The sequence below is a fragment of the Variovorax sp. PMC12 genome, from assembly GCF_003019815.1.
Taxonomy (GTDB): Bacteria; Pseudomonadota; Gammaproteobacteria; order Burkholderiales; family Burkholderiaceae_C; genus Variovorax.
Genome location: NZ_CP027773.1, coordinates 3,152,364 through 3,169,616, shown reverse-complemented (window position 1 = coordinate 3,169,616; position 17,253 = coordinate 3,152,364). Strand labels below are relative to the sequence as shown.

Here is a 17,253-nt window from a genome sequence, read left to right as displayed (position 1 = left end):
CTTCTACGATCAGTCCCAGGCCGGCGACAGGCCAGCCGGGTCGGTCAGGCGCTCGCCACGGTCGAGCGCGGCGATCTGCGCCATCTCTGCATCCGTCAGCTTCAGCTGCTGCGCGCGGAGGTTGCCTTCGAGGTTCGTGCGCTTGGTGGACGACGGAATCACCGCGTAGCCCATCTGCATCGCCCATGCCAGCGTGACCTGCGCGGTGGTCGCGCCGTGCGCCTTGGCAATCGACTCGATCACCGTATCGTTCAGCACCTTGCCGTAGGCCAGCGTCATGTAAGAAGTGATGTGGATGCCCTGGCTCTTCGCGAACTCCGCCACCTTGCGGTTCTGCAGGTACGGGTGCAGCTCGATCTGGTTGGTGGCGATGTTCTGCGCGTCCACGGCCGCGATGGCTTCCTTCATGAGCGCGATGTTGAAGTTGGACACGCCGATGTGCCTGGTGAGCCCCTGCGCCTTGGCCTCGGCCAGCGCGCCCATGAACTCCGCCACCGGCACCGCGTTGCCGGGCGAGGGCCAGTGGATCAGCGTCAGGTCGACGTGGTCCGTGCGCAGCTTGGCGAGGCTGTCTTTCAGGCTGGGCACCAGCTTGCTCTTGGCGTAGTTGTCGGTCCAGATCTTGGTGGTGATGAACAGGTCTTTGCGCGCCACGCCGCTTTCTGCAATGGCCTGGCCCACCTCGGCTTCATTGCCGTAGATCTGCGCCGTGTCGATCACGCGGTAGCCCACGTCGAGGCCGTTCTTCACCGAGTCGATGACCACCTGGCCCTTCAGGCGGAAAGTGCCGAGGCCGAAGGCGGGAATGGGGTTGCTGTGGCTGTTGTTCGTATTCATGTGTTGTCCTTGTGCGTTGAAAAAAGAGAAGAAGAAAAAAAAGAAGTTCAGTGGCCGGCCGGCACCGGCCCCGAAGCGCGAACCGGAATGCCGGCACGACGATCCAGCACGCCGCTCCATTGCGTGAGGGCCAGCGACACGAGCACAACAAGCGCGCCAATCCACGGCGTGTGCATCAGCCCCAGGTGCGTCACGATCAGCCCACCGGCCCAGGCCGCGCCGGCAATGCCCAGGTTGAAGGCCGCGATGTTCAGGCCCGATGCCACATCCACCGCCTGCGGCGTGAAGCGCTCGGCCTGCTTCACCACGTACACCTGCAGCCCCGGCACATTGCCGAACGCCACCGCGCCCCACATCAGCACCGCCAGCAGCGCCAGCCACTTGTGCGGCGCCGCGAAGTTGAACACCAGCAGCACGGCGGCCAGCAACGCGAAGATGACCTTCAGCGCCGGAATAGGGCCCATGCGGTCGGCCAGCTTGCCGCCCCAGATGTTGCCCACCGCCACCGACACACCGTACACCAGCATCACCCAGCCCACGGCGCCCGCGCTGAAGCCCGACACGTCAGTGAGGATGGGCGCCAGGAACGTGAACGGAATGAACGAGCCGCCATAGCCGATGGCCGTCTTCGCATACACCAGCAACAGGCGCGGCTCGGCCAGCACCTTGGCCTGCTGCGCCAGCGAGGCCGGCGGCGTGTGGCGGATGTTGGAGGGCACGAAGACCCAGCTGCCGATGAACGCGACAACGCCCAGCGCCGACACGGCCAGGAAAGTCTCGCGCCAGCCGAAGTGCTGCCCGATGAACGTGCCCAGCGGCACGCCCGTGACCAGCGCCACCGTGAGGCCCGTGAACATGATCGCGATGGCGCTCGCCGCCTTTTCCTTCGGCACCAGGCCGGTGGCAATCGTCGAGCCGATGGAGAAGAAAACCCCGTGCGCCAGCCCCGTGAGCACGCGGGCGGCAATCAGCGATTCATAGCTCGGCGCCTTCCACGCCAGCAGATTGCCGAGCGTGAACAGCGCCATCAGCCCGAGCAGCAGCGCCTTGCGCGGCAGCTTGCCCGTGAGGGCCGTGAGCACCGGCGCACCGATGGCGACGCCCAGCGCGTAGAGGCTGACCAGCAAGCCGGCGGAGGGGAGGCCGATGTGGAGATCGGCTGCGACTGTGGGGATGAGGCCAACGATGACGAACTCTGTCGTTCCGATGGCGAAGGCGCTGAGGGTTAGCGCTAGTAGGGCGATTGGCATGAGGGCACTCCTTCTTGGATGGGGAGGAGTGTCTTGCGGTTACCTTTGCGGATAAATGAGGGTTGGGGCAGAAGATAGTTGCCTCCTAGTCAAAGATGATTTTTGCCTCCGATGGTTGCCGAATTGGACCTCCTGCCAGCGTGGAGAGTCGTCTTATCCAGTGCTCGCATAGTCGTGAGAAATGGGAGGAAGGCTTGGGGCGGCACGGGTTGCGCGAGAGAGACCGTTTGAGGATGCTGAAACAATCTGGTCTAACATCCGGACACAAAGTCTAGGAGGAGATCCAGTTGGAATCATCCCGCCACCCCACCTTTCGTTCGGGGCGACGATGCAATAGTGCAGCGCTATGCCCAGTGATGCCGCCGTCACTGGACGCAGGATCGCGAATGGCCTGCCGCACGTTCGGACTATGTGGGTTTCTCTCCTTCGAGCCCGATTTGCTGTTCTCGCACGAGCCAAAACCTTTGCGCAGGAGGGCTTCTTGACCCAACGATTGCGCTTCTTGCTCGACACGAACGTGTTGATACCGCTGCAGGACTCGTTTCAAGTTTTAGAACAGAACCTCGCGAACTTCGTTCGCTTGGCGAGTGTGGGGGGGCATCCGTTGCTCTACCACCCCGCAACAATCACCGATCTCGAACGTGATGTCGACGAACGTCGCCGTGAGCGCAGTCTGCAGCGCATCAAGCAGTACCCAGCGTTGGAGTGTGTGGCTCCCTGTCCTTGGAATACACCCACCACAAACGCAAACGACGCATGCGATAACGAAATTCTGTACGCGCTTGAGTGCGATGCTGTGCATGCACTTGTCACGGAGGATCGACGCATCCATGCCAAGGCCAGAGTTCGTGGCCTTAGTGATCGTGTCTACACGATCCAGACAGCGGAGGACTGGCTTCGGCGCTTGCATGAACCCCGCCAAGTCTCTCTGCCGAACATCCAAGATGTGCCTCTCCACAGTCTGACGCCACTATTGGCATCCACGTTCTTCGATAGTCTGCGAGAAGGCTACGACGGATTTGATGATTGGTTTCGCCGCAAAGCACGAGAGAATCGCATGGCTTGGGTCTATCGAGACGAAAGTGAAACCCTGGCTGCGATATGCGTTTACGCCTCGCAAACCGATGAGCGGATCAATGAAGCCGGTGAGCAACTGGCTGGCCACGCGTTGAAGCTCTGTACCTTCAAGGTAGGGGAGGCTGTCAGAGGTCGAAAAATCGGTGAGCTTTTTCTCAAGGCGGCGTTCCGGTTCGCCACGGAGAATGCCTGTGAGCATGTATTTATCCATGCTGATCCGGAGCGGCACGACTACCTGATTCGCCTGCTACAAGACTTTGGTTTTGCAGAGCGTGGACAGTATGCTGGCGATCTCGTGCTGGTTAAACCACATCCCCAAGTTGCTCCTACTTGGGACACACTGCCACCACTCGATTACACGCGCCGCTTCTTTCCTCATTTCCGAAAAGATGGCTCGGTTCAGAAGTTCCTGATTCCGATCCAACCACCATTTCACGAAACCCTTTTTCCAGACTACAAGTCTCAGCAGCAGCGGCTCTTTGGCGTCATAGGCAACGTAGGCAATGCGATCAAGCTGGCTTACCTTTGCCATGCGCAAACTAATGCGATCCATCCAGGGGATGTTGTACTTTTCTATCGCACGGAAGACGAGAAAGCTGTGACATCCATCGGAGTGGTAGATCGGTTCGAAATCTTGAGTGACGCGGCGAAAATCGCTAGCTTGGTTAGCCGTCGTACTGTCTACGCGCTCGACGAGATCGAGGCAATGGCAAATCGAAAAACCAAAGTAATCCTCTTCCGGCTGGTGGAGCACCTACCGCATTCTGTTTCCTATGACCGTCTCATCCATGAGCGCGTAGTCACTAGCCCGATTCAATCCATTCGTAAAGTCTCCGATGTCGCTTTTTCTCGAGTGCTCGCCGCCGCAGGTCGGTAGGGCCATCTTGTTGTCGATCAAACCAAAATATTCAGATCTCATTCTGTCTGGCAAGAAGCGCGTTGAGTTTCGGCGCGCATGGGCCGCGGAGGAGGTAAAACTCATCGCTATTTATGCGAGTTCTCCAGTACAGCGAATTGTTGCTCTTGTCGAAGTTGAAGAAGTGATTAGGGGATCATCCACTGCGCTATGGAGCTACTGTATAGAGAGAGGAGGGGCGTTGACTCGGCGTGAACTCTTCGACTATTTCGAGGGGAAAAAGCAGGGATGTGCGATTCTGTTGGGTGCGCTACGAAAGCTGAACAGACCTCTCGACCCCAGATCACTGTTCAAGGAATTTACACCGCCGCAATCTTTCCGATATCTCACATCGACCGAGCTCGAGAAAATCGAGAAAAAGACTGCAACTGATAAAGGCCCAGCATGACGATTTTTATCGCGGGTGTCCACGGTGTCGGCAAGACGTACTTAGCAAAACAGGCCACTTTTCGACTCGGCCTGAAGTACGCGACTGCTAGTCAATTGATTAGAGAGGAGCGAGGGCACACCTCTTGGAATTCCAGCAAGCGGGTCGATGAAGTCGCGGCCAATCAGGCAGCGCTGGTCGCTGCGGTGGCTCGAATCAAGGCTGATAAACATGCATTAGTGCTGGACGGTCACCTCGTTCTGAGAAAAGAAGTCGGGCAACACCAGCGACTGCCTGATTCGGTCTTTCGCGATCTCGGCTGCACCTCCATCATCTTGCTAGCGTGCGCGACTCCCGTTGTCTTGGAGCGACTTTTGGCCAGAGGGGATAGCAGCTGGGATGAGGCCGAGATGACCTCCTTCGCTAGGGCCGAGGCTGAACATGCTGAGTCTGTTGCGAGTTCGCTTCGAATCCGGTTGATCGAGCTGAATTCCCCTTCGACAGATGAGTTCGATGAGGCGCTTAAGCAGGTGTTGTAGACGTGTACTGCGCGAGCACTTTGCGATTGAGCCGTTTGCCTTCGCTGTCAGTCTGAGAACCCCGATACAAGAATCCGACTCCTCTCAAAGAAGTGAATACCAGAACCAAGGCTCAAAAAATCGGCGCGCAGGGGCATAAATGGCTCTTCGCGCATGTGGAGGAACATCCCCACTGGTTGTCGCGAGACCTGGGAGAGGATTTCGGGATTGACGCGGAGTTTGAGCTCACGGAAAACGGACTGCGTGGAGATATCTTGAAGGTGCAGATCAAGACGTCGGAGAGGGTGGAATGCAGTGATGCAGGTGTGAAGTTCATCATCGAACGGCGGTACTTCGAGTACGCAGACGTGTGCCGAATTCCGGTGATATTCATACGAGTTGATCTTGAGACTCGCCAAGCTTGGTATCTTTGGCTTCAGGATTGGCTTCTACAACAGCGAGCCTCTGACAACTCGCTGATGGAAGGTCAGCAGTCTTGGGCAATTTGGGTGCCACAGCGCCAGACAGTGCATGCAGGTCTATCGGGCGACCTTAAGGCGATTGCCCGATGGGAGGGGAAGGCACAGCTTGCGTTGAGTTTGATGGGAACAATGCGAGCCGCAGCAGCAATAAACGATTTTTCGACGATGCGGTTGCTCGCAGATGCAGTCGCCGGCAGTTCGGGCGGGCTGGGGCAAGCTGGTCTGAACGCTCTGATTGACCAAGCTGTCAGGCTTGGAGAGCGTTTGCGGGGAAGTCTCGAAGGCAATGTGGTGTTTGCGCAGCTGCTCGAGATGGTGCGACGTATAGGCGGAGTGGTTACGGCTCCTACGATTGATCGGATAGTTTTGCGGGGCGATACCTACTCCCGAATCGGGCTCACTGCCCTCGGAATTTTGTACGACGAGCATTTCGCACATATCACGTCACTTGCATTGCCCATGAGGTTCATGAACATCGAACCTCGAGTTGCCTACTACTGTGCGTTCCGAGAGGCATACCCCGGCCAAGAGTCAGTTGACCCCTCTGTCGATCCTTCTGGGTTTTACTTCGCTGGCCTGCAATATCTTCGCCCGAAAATGCATTGGGATAAGTACGCGAATCGAGGTCCATCAGCCCTCCTGGATTATTTGGTGCCCTTTACAAACTCGGAGTTGGAATGATGGCGCGAGACAAAGTAGGAACTCTGAAGAAAGTTTCCATTCATTATTCGCGGAACATCGTTGAGCTTTAGGGCAACGATCTCATCGATATACTGCGCCCGTCGCGCTAGGTGGCGCGACCGGGTTTGGAAGCCTGATGAAGCCCCTGCGAATCTTGGAGTCCATTTCATGGCTGAATCCGCTCGTACCCGCGCGCAACCTCGCATTCCTTCCGCTTCTCTAAATCCCGAGTCATGTGTTCTCGACGACCTTGCCTTACAAGCCTGCGACGACGCCGACACTCTCAACGACGTGATGCGCGCCTACAGCGCACTCAAGAAGCTCGTCGACACCAGCGCCCTGAACGACAGCGAGGTGCTCACTCCCAGCCGCACCGAACTGAGCGCCTTGCTCGGCTTGCTCAACGACGCGCTGCTGGTCCGTATCGATACCGTCAATAGCGCCACCAGCGCAGTGCGTGAAGCGCTGCAACAAAACATCGGCAGCACCCAGTAGCACCGGGCGCGTGCCCTGACAACGGGCACGCGCCCACCGGCTACGCTGCGCATCGCGCTTTTCCTCTTTTCTCCACGACAAAACCGATGCCAGTTACGCCCGTCGCCGACAACAAGCCCGAGGCCATTCCCACCGCCGCCTGGGCCCGTCTGCGCAACATGGTCGCGGCGCGAACCCCTGCGGACGGCCGTACCAATGCGCTGTACCCGAGGCTGCGCTGCTACCGGTTCTCGCGCCCGGCGCGTTACGAGAAAACCCAGCGCCTCACGCCGGGGGGGTAGTGGTCCTGCAGGGCCGCAAGACCGCGCACCTCGGCGACCGTCGTTCGCTCGACTACGGCGCCACGCAGTGCCTGGTGCCGGGGCCGAGGTTGCGTGCCTCGGCACGGTCGTCGAGGCGAGCGCCGAGCATCCGCACCTTGCGACCAAATTCGAGGGTGCTCGAATCCATCCGCGTCACCGTGGAACCGGCGGCTGGTAGAGCGGGTCGCCGTTTTGACACGGGCACTCGTGCGGGCAGGCTGGAAGGAAGTCGATATCGACGCGCTTCAACAAGTCGCTTCCTTCTGGGGCCGGGATGGCGGCGACATACCCTTTGCTGGGCAAGTCGACTTCGCGCACGTCGAATTACAGGTCTTCCCTGAGGACTCTCGCGACGTTCCTGGCGCGCTTCACACCTAGATTGCTCGCGTCGCGCTCGCCGAATGCCGCTTGCGTCGAAAGAAAAAGCGACTCTCGATTCGGATATTGCAATCTGAGCATGGCCGTCCAATTGGCGAGCTTGAGAACCTCCTTGGCCGGAACGGTCGCCGAGTTCCTCTCAAACACGATGCCGATGGTTCTGATCGGGCTGCAAGCCCATGTGGTCGGCGCAAGCAGAACAGCAAGAGATGCAAGGAGGCATCTCGGAAAGGATTGCCAGCAGTCTTTCATTTTCAAGCCTCGGCTCGGCGCCGTGCTCGGTGTGAAGCCAGGTAGGGCTGCACTCGCATCAACGCTCCAACCATCGGGCCGACCGGGATTGCAGCCCGGCAGTTTCGAGGTCTTCAGGTTCGGACATAGCTTTATGGCCGCAAAGTCGTTGACTACGAGGTCTGCACTTTTCCTCTCTCGGTAGCTAAGTGCAAACCGCTCGGCTTCGGTGGGCAAGGGAAAAAGACCTTTCAACGCGTGCGTCGTGTTGTCGGCTCTCCGAAGGCGCCTATCTGACATGAACATTCGTGCGGACAAGCAGGAAGAAAGTCGAGTTGCACGGCCCTGACGCCTTGGCTCTTCTCCAACTCCTTGAGGTACGCGGACGCAGACTTTTGTACATGGCCTCGCTCCGGCAGATAGATCTTTGCTCCATCGAACAGAAGGTTTTCCCGGAGAACACGAGCAACATTGCGTGCTCGCGCCATTGCAAGGTTGCTTGGAGAGTTTTCGCCAGGTTCTGCCGAAGCGCTGATGTCGATAGATTCATGGTTCGGATATCTCGCATGCAGGTCGGCCATCCAGCTAGCAAGCCTCGACACCTGCGCTGCGGATACGGTCGCGGAGTCGCGATCGAAGTACACACCAATGACCTTCATCGGACTGCAGGCGTGAACTGAGGGCGTGGAAACCAATGACAAGAAGATTGCGGTCATACGCCAAATGGCTGGGCGATATCTTTTCATGGCACTCCAAGTGTGTAAGCCACGATGCTGTCGGCATTGGAAAGAAGGGCGGCGTGGTTTTCGCTGGTCACGCGCCGCCTTGAGTTTGCCGTCCCGTTCCAGGTGTCATTCGATCCGAAGGTGTCGTTGAAGTGGGTCACTTCGTGAAGCAGCACCACGAGCTGCGAGTTGGCATCCATGACTACACCGGTGTCAAAGTTGACCACGTTGTCTTCGTAGTAGCAGAAGGGAAGGGCGATCGCGATGGTGTGAGTTGTCGTGTCCGATTTGCATGCGGCAGCATCCGCCCCGAAGGTGCTGCCCATGACGCAGGTGGCCAGCTTGCCGCCCGCAACAAAGCGGACGAAATTCTTGGGCTCAAGAGATTTCAGCACTCGCACGCATTCGACCAAGCCTTTCTGCAAGTGCCCCCGGGTGTACTGATCGGCGATGGCAAACCACGCTTTGACATGAGCCTGCGCCGCTTTGTCCCAACGCTCCAGTTCGGGCAAGCGCTTCTTCGTGATGTAGTCGAGCGCCATGTCGCGCAACTTCATTGCCAGCGTTGCAAATTCCTTGTTTGTCATATTCGGACAGATGTTCTCGGTCTGCTCGGCTTCCGGAGGATGTGTGACGTGAGCGTCGACGGTCTTCTTGAAGGCTGCCATCTCCGCAGCTTTTGCCACGGCCGTTGTAGCGGGTGGCGCAGTCTGACTCGGTGTCACGCCGCCCGCATGCCAATCGTCATCGTCATATTCCGCCGACTGCCGCAACACCGACAGCAGCGGCTGCGGCACCGGGCAGTGGCACACCACCACATCCCCCTCCAGCGCCATCTCTGATATGAACTGCGGTCGCCGCGGCCCTCCTGCCTTGGCGATGATGCCGACGCTGTTGCATCCCTCGCAGTACGCCCTGCCGCCGACCAGCGCGGGCCGGTGCCCGAAGAAGTCGACCATCGGGCCGTCGTACGGCAGCACCCTTCCACCGGCGGCCGGTGGATCACCGACCAAGACAACTCTGCGCATCATCAAACCTCCCTGTTGTGTGCGGGAGTTGTAGGAGGAAGCGCGCGTTGACACTGTTGCCCACTGTCAACTGGCTAGAAATTCTTCACGCGGGCCTTGGTTTTCGACGCTTGGAGTGGCGCGGAGTCAGCGAAGGAAGGCCTGCGCATTGCAGGCCAGGTCGGTTCGGTAGTGACGGCCTGTCGCGCAGGCCACTACGGCTGCACAGCCAGGAGCACGGCGTGCGTCAGCACGTGGGCAATCATTGCCGCCTCCAGGCCATGCCGCCAGAAAAGGTATCCGGCCACCAGGCCGAATGCAGCGTTGGCCCCGACGATGTAGGCCACGAGGCCGGCACTCGGCGCGCCCGCCATGGCAAAGGCGGCCGGCAGGTGCCCCACGCCGAACAACAGCGCGCTGCCCGCGATGGCGACCCAGAAGATCCACGCGGGTGGCGTGCCGCGCCCTCGCCGTGCAGCAGCGCGCCACAGGGCCCAGGCCATCGCGCTCATGAGGCCCCAGCGCACGAGGACTTCTTCCGTGATGCCGCCGTAGAGAAAGCGCACGACGGGCGGCAGCGTCACGCCCTGCAGCGCTTCGGCGGCATCGGCCGCGAGGCGCGTGGTGGACCAGAGGAGCGCGGCGCCAAGCAGGCCGCCAACGATGCCTGGAAGGCACTGTGCGCGAAGCATGCCCCACGCCGGCCTCGACCCGGCCAGCGCCGCCAATGCCGGCGCCTGCAGACCGACCCCGGGTGCCAGCCTGGCACCGGCGTATGCCGCCAGTGCCAGCAGCATGGCGCTCTGCATGCCCGAGGCCACGCTCACGACCCACATCGGCAGCGGCAGCACCTTGCCCGCCAGGATCTCGGGTACTGCGAGCCATGCGACGGCGATCACCCCGGGAAGGCCTGCGCAAAAGGTTGCCGCGAATATTCGTCGAGTCAAGACTGCTCCTCCTTCTATCGTTATGGGACTGCGTCGTCGCCGTGTTCGCTCGAGCCGGCCGGCCACGGTCGCAGGCTCACTCGGCGATCACTTTGAGTGTCACATCTCTTTGCGCGTCGATCTCCGCACGCGTGAAGGGCAGTTCCACCCATTCGCGGCGGGCAAACCGCTCGGTCTGGTCGGCGAACCAGGGGGAGCCGGGGTCGGTCGACTGGGAGTAGGCGAGGAATGCCCTGGCGCGCGGCCCCTCCGCCGTGAACCCTACCGACTGCAGGTAGCTGGTCCCATGCACGGCTTCGCGCAGGCCGCTTCCGGTGGCATCGACGCTCATCATCATGTTGTACACGCCCAGTTCCTCATGTCCGCCGGGAACGGGGATGCGCCGCCCGCCCCGCGTGGCGCCCTGGATGTCTCCCCAGCGCCGGCCCGCAGTCCAGCCCCTGGCTGCGACGTTGCGCACCGCGGCCTCCATGGCCGCACGCACCTGGGCCGCCACCTCGGGCTGTTCCACGCGCAGGCCGCGCGGCGTGTTCACCGGGTCGGAGGGATCGAACGCCACGCGCCAGACGTCCGGGCCCTGCTGCAGGAACGACAGCGCGAAATCTTCCATGTACCCATAGCCGATGCCGGCATCCAGGCCTGCCGTGCGGTCCCATGACTTGAGCGCCGCGCATGCCTGGCGCATCTCGGCAGTGGCTTCGGGCGACCTGCTGCCGCCCGGGCATAGCGAGAGCATGTCGTCGAGCACCAGCTCCGCCAGGTACACGCGGTTGTCCAGCACCATGGCCTCGACCTGGTCCTGCGATACGCGTCGGGTGGGCACCCCGTTGCGCGGCTGCAGGGCGGTGTGCAGCCACGACAGGCCCTGACGTGTGCGCAAGCCTTGCCGGGAGCCCGCAATGCTCACCAGCGGAGAGAAGCCCTCGAGCGGAGCCTGGGGGTTGGTCAGCCAGGCGCTGTCGTTCGAGTTGTGGACGTAGTCGTGGCGCTCCAGCAGCGGCAGAGCCTTGCCTGCAAAGATGCCGGCCTGCGGCGCGGCAGGGTCGTTCGCCCATTGGCAGCGCGTCGTGTCGCCTCGCAGCACGGGGGCGGGGAGGTCCTTCAACGCCTCGGAGCCGGTGGGCTGGCAGTCGGCCAGCATTTGCGCGGAGACATTCGGCGTGGGCGTTGCGCTCATGAAAAGCGTGCGCCCGGAGGCATCCGCCGCCAGGGTGTTGTTCCACGGGTTGCCCACGATGCGCAGCACCGCGTCTTTCATCTCGTCGAGCGAGCGGGCCCGGTTCATGGCCAGCCACTGGTCGGCCAGGCGGTGGTTGTCCGTGTTGGTATCGCGCACGGTGTAGGCGTGCTGGCTGTCCCAGCGCAGCGGCCCATGGGCGATGACAGTGCCGAAGTCGGTGGTGTAGTAGGCGTGTTCGCGTGCCGCGATGCGCCCGTCGGGCTCCCGTACGTCGATCTTGAATACCTTGCGCTCCATGGGCCTGCTTTGCCCATCCACCATGTAGCGCGTGGGGTCCGCGGGGTCCAGGCGCAACTGGTGGAAGGTGAGGCGCGCCGCCGTGTTCGTGGTGTGCGTCCAGGCAAAGTCGCGCGTGAAGCCGATGCCCACGATCGGCAGTCCGGGCAGGCTGGCGCCCATCACGTCCATGCGGCCGGGAATGGTCAGGTGCAACTGGTACAGGCGCAGCACGCCGGCCCAGGGAAAGTGCGGGTTGCCCAGCACCATGCCGCGACCGTTGGCGGTGGCTTCGCTGCCCAATGCCATGGCATTGCTGCCCGTGCTGGGCTTTTGCACCAGTGCCTTGAGCGCGCTCGCCCCGGAAATCTGCGGCGCGCCTTGTGCGGCATTGCCGCCGCGCTGCGGCGGCGAAGCCTGGGCCAGCAGTGGCGCGGTGTCGGCCAGTCCATTGAGCGCCGCGTAGTCGCGCATCAGCCGCACGAGGTCGGCTTCTTCCACCGCACGCACCCAGGTTGCGCCCTTGCAGCTCGACGGCAATGCCTGTGCCCCGGTTTCTCGCAGGTAGCGGTTGAAGCCCGCGGCAAATCCCTTGAACATCGCCTTGACCGGTTCGCTGTAGGCGTTCCAGGCCGCGCGCACCTTGGCCTCGTCGTTGTGATGGCGATAGAACAGGTCGGAGGTCACATTGGCGGGCAGGGTGCCCTGTCCCGATGCGGGCAAGGCCCCTTCGCCGAAGTAGCGGGACCGTTCGCCCCGCACGGTGACGAAATGCCCTGCGAGCACGCAGAAGTTGTCCTGCGCGTACGAATAGCCCACGCCGTAGCCGATGCCCTTCTCGTCGCTGGCCTCGATGTGCGGAATGCCATGGGCGGTGCGGCGGATCTCGGCCTTGTAGCTATCGCCAGGGGCGATGCTTTCCGGCCCGCCGCCCGCGCTGCTGACATTGCCGCTGTTGCTGCCGCTGCCGCCGAGCCAGTTGCCGATGCCAATGTCGCCGCCGCTGTTGCTGCCGCCGCATGCCGCCAACGCCGCGGTGGCGCTGGCGCAAAGGCCCAGCCGCCAGGCCCGCCGCAGCCCGCATGGACGGTTGGAAGCCGGAGGCGAGGAATGCAAATGCCGAGAGTTCATGTCGTCCCTGATCGAAGTCGGCTGCCGCACCACGCAGCAGCCCTCGGGGCACGATAGAAACCCAGGCTTGGCACAAGCTGAAGCGATGCTGAAAGAACGCTGAACGTGCGCCGGCCGCTCGGAGGGCCGGGATGGGGTGGGGTTGGCGCGTCGGAAAAATTTTTTTCCGCGAGGCTGCATCCAAACCCGCCCCTGGCGTGTAGACCCCTCAGCAGCGAGGAGCTGCTGACCCTCTACAACCCCAGGAGAAATTCCATGCACACCTCCCGTCCCGCCCGTTCGCTCGCCGTTCTCGGCGCTGTTTCCGCCGCTGCCGCGGTGCTCACCGCCTGCGGTTCGATGTCGATGACGCCCGCTTTCAACCAGTCCAGCCTGCCCCCCACCATCCAGGTGCCGGCCGGCAACAAGGTCGCGATGGAAACGGTGGGCAAGGGCGACATCACCTACGAATGCCGCGACAAGGCCAATGCCCCGGGCCAGACGGAATGGGTGTTCGTCGGCCCCGACGCCAGGCTGCTGGACCGCAGCGGCAAGCAGGTCGGCAAGTACTACGGCCCGCCGGCCACCTGGGAGTCGATGGACGGCTCCAAGCTCACGGCCACGCAGCTGGCGGTCGCGCCCTCGGGCCCGACCAGCCTGCCGTACCAGCTGGTGAAGGCCAACCCGGCCACGGGCAGCGGCGCCATGACGGGCGTCACGTACATCCAGCGCGTGGCGCTGCAAGGCGGCGTGGCGCCGGCGGCCGTGCCGTGCACGCCGGCCACCAAGGGCCAGAAGCAGGTGGTGCAGTACCAAGCCGACTACATCTTCTGGAAGGCGTCCTGATCGGGGGGCGATTCGGCGGCGGGGCCGCCGGCTCCACTACCATCGGGCCGTGCAGAACCCGCCACCCACCTCGCCCTTCGACTACGACGCCACCCTCATGGCCTGCGCACGCGGTGACCGTCAGGCCCTGCAACAGCTCTACCAGCGCGAAAGCCGCTACCTGCTGGGCGTGGCGCTGCGCATCGTGCGCCAGCGCCAGCAGGCCGAAGACGTGCTGCACGACGCCTTCATCAGCATCTGGCAGCGCGCGGAAACCTTCAACCCGGCGCGCGGCGAAGGCCGGGGCTGGATCTACAGCGTGGTGCGCAACGCCGCGCTGAACATGGTGCGCAGCGGCGCACGCCAGGTGGACGTGAGCGAAGACGCGGCCGAGGCCATCGACGACCAGGCCGCGCTCGCGGCCTATGCCACCGCCGCCGACCCGTTCGAGCTGCGCGCGGACCTCGGCAGGCTCGAAGGCTGCCTGGGCGGCCTGGAGCCGGCGCGGCGCGACTGCATCCTCTATGCGTATGTGGAAGGCTGCTCGCACGGCGAAATTGCCGAGCGGCTGCAGACGCCGCTGGGCACGGTCAAGGCCTGGATCCAGCGCGGCATGCGCGCGCTGCGGGAGTGCATGGCATGAGCAGCGGCACCGCTTCTTCCAGTTTCGGCAATTTCGAAGACATCGACGCGCTGGCGGGCGAATACGTGCTGGGCACGCTGTCGGCCAACGCACGCGCGGCGGTGGAAGCCCGCATGCGCGACGAGCCCGCGCTGCGCGATGCGGTGCAGGCGTGGGAAGCCCGGCTGCTGCCGCTGGCCTCGCTGGCGCCGCCGGCAGATCCGTCGCCCGCGCTGTGGTCGCGCATCGAGCGCACGCTGGGCAGTGCTGGTGCTGCTGGCGCAGCCGCACCGAAGGCCGGGCAGCCGGCGCGCGCATCGGGCTTCGCGAGCTGGTGGAACAACCTGCAGCTCTGGCGCGGCCTTGCCGCCGGCGGCTTTGCAGCCGCGGCGCTGATGGTGGCCGTGCTGGTCACCCGGCCGGCGCCCACGCCGCAGTACATGGTGGTGCTGGTCGCCCCGCAAGACAAGTCGCCGGGCTGGGTGATCCAGACCACGTCGTCGCGCCAGCTGAGCCTGGTGCCGCTGGGCACCGTCGAAGTGCCGCCGCAGAAGACGCTGCAGTTCTGGACCAAGGCCGACCAGTGGCGCGGCCCGGTGTCGCTGGGGCTGGTCAAGCAGGGCCAGACGCTGCGCATTCCCATCGACAAGCTGCCGCCGCTGGAACCGAACCAGCTGTTCGAGCTCACGCTGGAGCCCGAGAACGGCTCGCCCATCGACCGTCCGACCGGGCCGATCCAGTTCATCGGCCGCGCGGTCAAGGTGCTGTAGCGCTGCTGCTCCGGCTGGCAAGGGCGGCCGCGATGCCGATGGCGCCCACCAGCATGCACAGCCCGAAGATCACCATGCGCGTCTGCGCCGCGTCGGCGAAGGCGCCGACCAGCAGGCCTGCCAGCGGCTGCGTCAGGTTGTTCAGCAGCACGATCACGCCGGTGGTCTTGCCGTAGTCGTGCGCCGGAATGATCCGCTGGCGGTGGATGCGGATGTAGATGCTGAACATCTTGTCGAACCCGATCACCAGCAGGAAGCCGGCCGCATAGCCCCAGTGGCTGGTGCTCACGGCGGTGAGCAGGCCGCCGCCGAAGATCAGCAGGTAGGCGGTCAGCCCCATCTTCTTCAGCGCGAACGACCCCCGGATGATGCTCAGCAGGATCGCGATGGTGGCGACGGCGCCCAGCGTCTGCAGCCACGCGTAGTAGGTGGCCGAGCGATGGTGCAGCCCGGTGACCATCGCGGCGGAAGAAGCGAGCGTGGTGCCGAGCATCAGGTTCACGCCGGCCGTGAGCCCGGTCAGCCGCAGCAGGCCCGGCAGGTGCAGCAGATGGCCGAGCGCGGTCTTGATCGGCTGCAGCAAGTGGCCCTTGGCGGCCTGCGGTTCGTGCAGCTGCATGGGGTTGCCGCGCCGCCAGTACGCGGTGGCGACATCCGCCAGCAGGAAGAGGGCGGCCGCCGCGCCCACCACCGCCTGCCAGGGCAAGAACGCAAAGAGCGCCGCCGCAACGAGCGGCCCGAGCACCATGCCGGTCTGCTCGGCCGTCTGCGCATAGGCCAGCACCTTGTCGAAGCCGTGGCCGTTGCCGGCAATCTGCGGCAGCATCACCTCGCGCGCCATGACGCCCTGCGTGGTCAGCACGCCGCACACGGCAGACAGGCCCACCAGCCAGCCGATGCCGCCCAGCGCCTCGTTGCCCAGCACGCCGAGCACGCAGACCAGCGCGCGAAAGACCTGGCTGCCGCGCAGCAGCCTGATCGGCGAGATCCGGTCGCACAGCGCGCCGCAGACGGGGAACGACAGGAAGCGCGGAAAGGTCTCGGCCGCGAATGCATAACCGGACCACGCCACGTCCTGCGTCACCTGGAACACCACCAGCGGCACCAGGAACAGCAGGATCTGGTCGGCCAGCTTGGAGACGAGCAGCGAGAAAAGAAAGGCCGGGAACTGACGAGCCGCGCGCCGCGGGCCGATCGGCTTCATCCTCAGAACGCCGAGCGCGGCAGCAGCGCCGGCACCAGCGTGCGGTTCATCCGCTCGCGCCACCAGCGCAGCGCCTGGCCTTGCGCGCCGGTCTTCCAGGCCAGCCAGAAGGCTTCGGGCGGGCGCGGTTCCTCGGTGGGCAGTTCGACCAGCGTGCCGCGCTTGAGCTCGCCCAGGATGCAGGCGCGCGGCAGGAAGCCGTGGCCCAGGCCGGCGACCTGGCAGGCGATCTTCGCGGGCATCGACGGCACGGTGATGCGCGGCTGGCCGGCCAGCAGGCCGACGGTGCGCTCCGACAGCGTGCGCGCGCTGTCGCCCACCACGATGGCGTTGCACTCCAGCAGGTCGCCGCGCTGCAGCGGGCGGCCCAGCCGCGTGAGCGGGTGCGAGGGCGCCACGCAGAACGCGAAGTCGAGGCTGCCCACGGTCACCGCCTGGTAGCCGCCGCCGGCCGGCCCGTCGCCCGCGGCGATGACGATGTCGGCCCGCCCCTCGCGCAGCGCCTCCCAGCTGCCGGTGAGCGCCTCGCAGCCGATGCGCAGCCGCGTGCCGCAGCGCAGGTCCTCGAAGGCGCGGATGTCGTCGATGAGCGCGTGCGTGGGAATGAGCGAGTCGTGCACCAGCCGCAGCTCCGACTCGTAGCCGGTGGCGATCTGCCGCATGCGCGATTCGAGGTCGTTCGCGGCGCTGAGCAGCCAGCGGCCCTCCTTGAGCATTTCCTCGCCGGCGGCGGTGAGCGTGACGCGCGGGCCGTTGCGCTCGAACAGCAGCATGCCGAGCTGCTCCTCGAGCTTGCCCACGGCATACGAGATCGTGGAGGGCACCTTGTTCAGGCGCGTGGCGGCGGCGGTGAAGGAGCCGTGGCGCGCGATGGCGTCCACCACCTCGATGGCTTCCAGGCTGAGTTTGAGCATGCGGCGGTCCTTGTCGAAAAAGAAAGATCGAAAAATTCGATCATTGACGGTGAAAAGTTTCGTCGATGACAGTGAGTGGGAGCCCGATGATTCAGCCCATGCCAAGGAGATTCCCTCCGAACGCAATTGTGAATTCAAT

The 17,253-nt window shown here is 63.5% G+C and carries 18 protein-coding genes; 9 read left to right on the top strand and 9 right to left on the bottom strand.

Annotated features, from left to right (window positions below):
* Window positions 1–9 precede the first annotated feature (9 nt).
* Together dkgB and C4F17_RS14775 are read right to left on the bottom strand one after the other, a co-directional pair.
* Window positions 10–837, bottom strand: coding sequence for a 2,5-didehydrogluconate reductase DkgB (dkgB, locus tag C4F17_RS14780; protein ID WP_106935729.1), 828 nt, complete (start codon window positions 835–837; stop codon window positions 10–12).
* A gap of 47 nt (window positions 838–884) precedes the next feature.
* Window positions 885–2,087, bottom strand: a complete 1,203-nt coding sequence (locus C4F17_RS14775; protein ID WP_106935728.1) for an MFS transporter — start codon at window positions 2,085–2,087, stop codon at window positions 885–887.
* A gap of 481 nt (window positions 2,088–2,568) precedes the next feature.
* Here C4F17_RS14775 and C4F17_RS14770 point away from each other — a divergent pair, with 481 nt between their 5' ends.
* The 6 genes from C4F17_RS14770 (at window position 2,569) to C4F17_RS33425 (ending at window position 6,904) form a co-directional block, all read left to right on the top strand.
* Entirely contained in the window at window positions 2,569–4,041 is a 1,473-nt protein-coding gene (locus C4F17_RS14770; protein WP_106935727.1) for a GNAT family N-acetyltransferase, read from the top strand.
* Window positions 4,001–4,468, top strand: a complete 468-nt coding sequence (locus tag C4F17_RS14765; RefSeq protein ID WP_106935726.1) for an ASCH domain-containing protein — start codon at window positions 4,001–4,003, stop codon at window positions 4,466–4,468. The genes C4F17_RS14770 and C4F17_RS14765 overlap by 41 nt, the downstream gene beginning before the upstream one ends.
* Entirely contained in the window at window positions 4,465–4,986 is a 522-nt protein-coding gene (locus C4F17_RS14760; RefSeq protein ID WP_106935725.1) for an ATP-binding protein, read from the top strand. Before C4F17_RS14765 ends, C4F17_RS14760 begins: the two co-directional genes overlap by 4 nt.
* A gap of 92 nt (window positions 4,987–5,078) precedes the next feature.
* Entirely contained in the window at window positions 5,079–6,128 is a 1,050-nt protein-coding gene (locus C4F17_RS14755; protein WP_106935724.1) for a DUF4365 domain-containing protein, read from the top strand.
* Window positions 6,129–6,296: 168 nt separating this feature from the next.
* On the top strand, window positions 6,297–6,623 hold the full coding sequence (locus C4F17_RS14750; RefSeq protein WP_234382104.1) for a hypothetical protein: 327 nt from the start codon (window positions 6,297–6,299) through the stop codon (window positions 6,621–6,623).
* Window positions 6,624–6,709: 86 nt separating this feature from the next.
* Window positions 6,710–6,904: a hypothetical protein gene (locus C4F17_RS33425; protein ID WP_234382102.1), complete on the top strand. Its 195-nt coding sequence runs from the start codon at window positions 6,710–6,712 to the stop codon at window positions 6,902–6,904.
* A gap of 345 nt (window positions 6,905–7,249) precedes the next feature.
* On the opposite strand, the gene C4F17_RS32820 is transcribed toward C4F17_RS33425, so the two are convergent.
* The 5 genes from C4F17_RS32820 to C4F17_RS14730 all read right to left on the bottom strand — a co-directional run bounded on the left by C4F17_RS32820 (window position 7,250) and on the right by C4F17_RS14730 (window position 12,800).
* Window positions 7,250–7,771, bottom strand: coding sequence for a hypothetical protein (locus C4F17_RS32820; protein ID WP_159053664.1), 522 nt, complete (start codon window positions 7,769–7,771; stop codon window positions 7,250–7,252).
* Between the two features lie 14 nt (window positions 7,772–7,785).
* Window positions 7,786–8,250: a hypothetical protein gene (locus C4F17_RS32815; RefSeq protein ID WP_159053663.1), complete on the bottom strand. Its 465-nt coding sequence runs from the start codon at window positions 8,248–8,250 to the stop codon at window positions 7,786–7,788.
* Between the two features lie 26 nt (window positions 8,251–8,276).
* The gene (locus C4F17_RS14740; protein ID WP_234382100.1) at window positions 8,277–9,218 is read right to left on the bottom strand and encodes a hypothetical protein; all 942 of its coding nucleotides are present in this window, start codon (window positions 9,216–9,218) and stop codon (window positions 8,277–8,279) included.
* Between the two features lie 263 nt (window positions 9,219–9,481).
* Window positions 9,482–10,165 carry a CPBP family glutamic-type intramembrane protease gene (locus C4F17_RS14735; RefSeq protein WP_234382098.1) on the bottom strand — a complete coding sequence of 228 codons (684 nt, stop codon included), beginning with the start codon at window positions 10,163–10,165 and terminating at the stop codon, window positions 9,482–9,484.
* A 124-nt stretch (window positions 10,166–10,289) separates the two neighbouring features.
* Window positions 10,290–12,800 carry a penicillin acylase family protein gene (locus tag C4F17_RS14730; RefSeq protein WP_159053662.1) on the bottom strand — a complete coding sequence of 837 codons (2,511 nt, stop codon included), beginning with the start codon at window positions 12,798–12,800 and terminating at the stop codon, window positions 10,290–10,292.
* Between the two features lie 255 nt (window positions 12,801–13,055).
* Here C4F17_RS14730 and C4F17_RS14725 point away from each other — a divergent pair, with 255 nt between their 5' ends.
* The 3 genes from C4F17_RS14725 to C4F17_RS14715 all read left to right on the top strand — a co-directional run bounded on the left by C4F17_RS14725 (window position 13,056) and on the right by C4F17_RS14715 (window position 14,996).
* Window positions 13,056–13,625, top strand: coding sequence for a DUF3455 domain-containing protein (locus tag C4F17_RS14725; protein ID WP_081271361.1), 570 nt, complete (start codon window positions 13,056–13,058; stop codon window positions 13,623–13,625).
* Between the two features lie 97 nt (window positions 13,626–13,722).
* A complete protein-coding gene (locus C4F17_RS14720) occupies window positions 13,723–14,247 on the top strand; it encodes a sigma-70 family RNA polymerase sigma factor (protein ID WP_234382924.1) in 525 nt (174 codons plus the stop codon).
* On the top strand, window positions 14,244–14,996 hold the full coding sequence (locus C4F17_RS14715) for an anti-sigma factor (RefSeq protein ID WP_106935720.1): 753 nt from the start codon (window positions 14,244–14,246) through the stop codon (window positions 14,994–14,996). Before C4F17_RS14720 ends, C4F17_RS14715 begins: the two co-directional genes overlap by 4 nt.
* Here C4F17_RS14715 and C4F17_RS14710 read toward each other — a convergent pair.
* Both C4F17_RS14710 and C4F17_RS14705 read right to left on the bottom strand, forming a co-directional pair.
* The gene (locus tag C4F17_RS14710; protein ID WP_106935719.1) at window positions 14,983–16,200 is read right to left on the bottom strand and encodes an MFS transporter; all 1,218 of its coding nucleotides are present in this window, start codon (window positions 16,198–16,200) and stop codon (window positions 14,983–14,985) included. The two genes, C4F17_RS14715 and C4F17_RS14710, sit on opposite strands and share 14 nt — an antisense overlap.
* A gap of 2 nt (window positions 16,201–16,202) precedes the next feature.
* Window positions 16,203–17,114: a LysR family transcriptional regulator gene (locus C4F17_RS14705; protein ID WP_106935718.1), complete on the bottom strand. Its 912-nt coding sequence runs from the start codon at window positions 17,112–17,114 to the stop codon at window positions 16,203–16,205.
* Window positions 17,115–17,253: the final 139 nt, after the last annotated feature.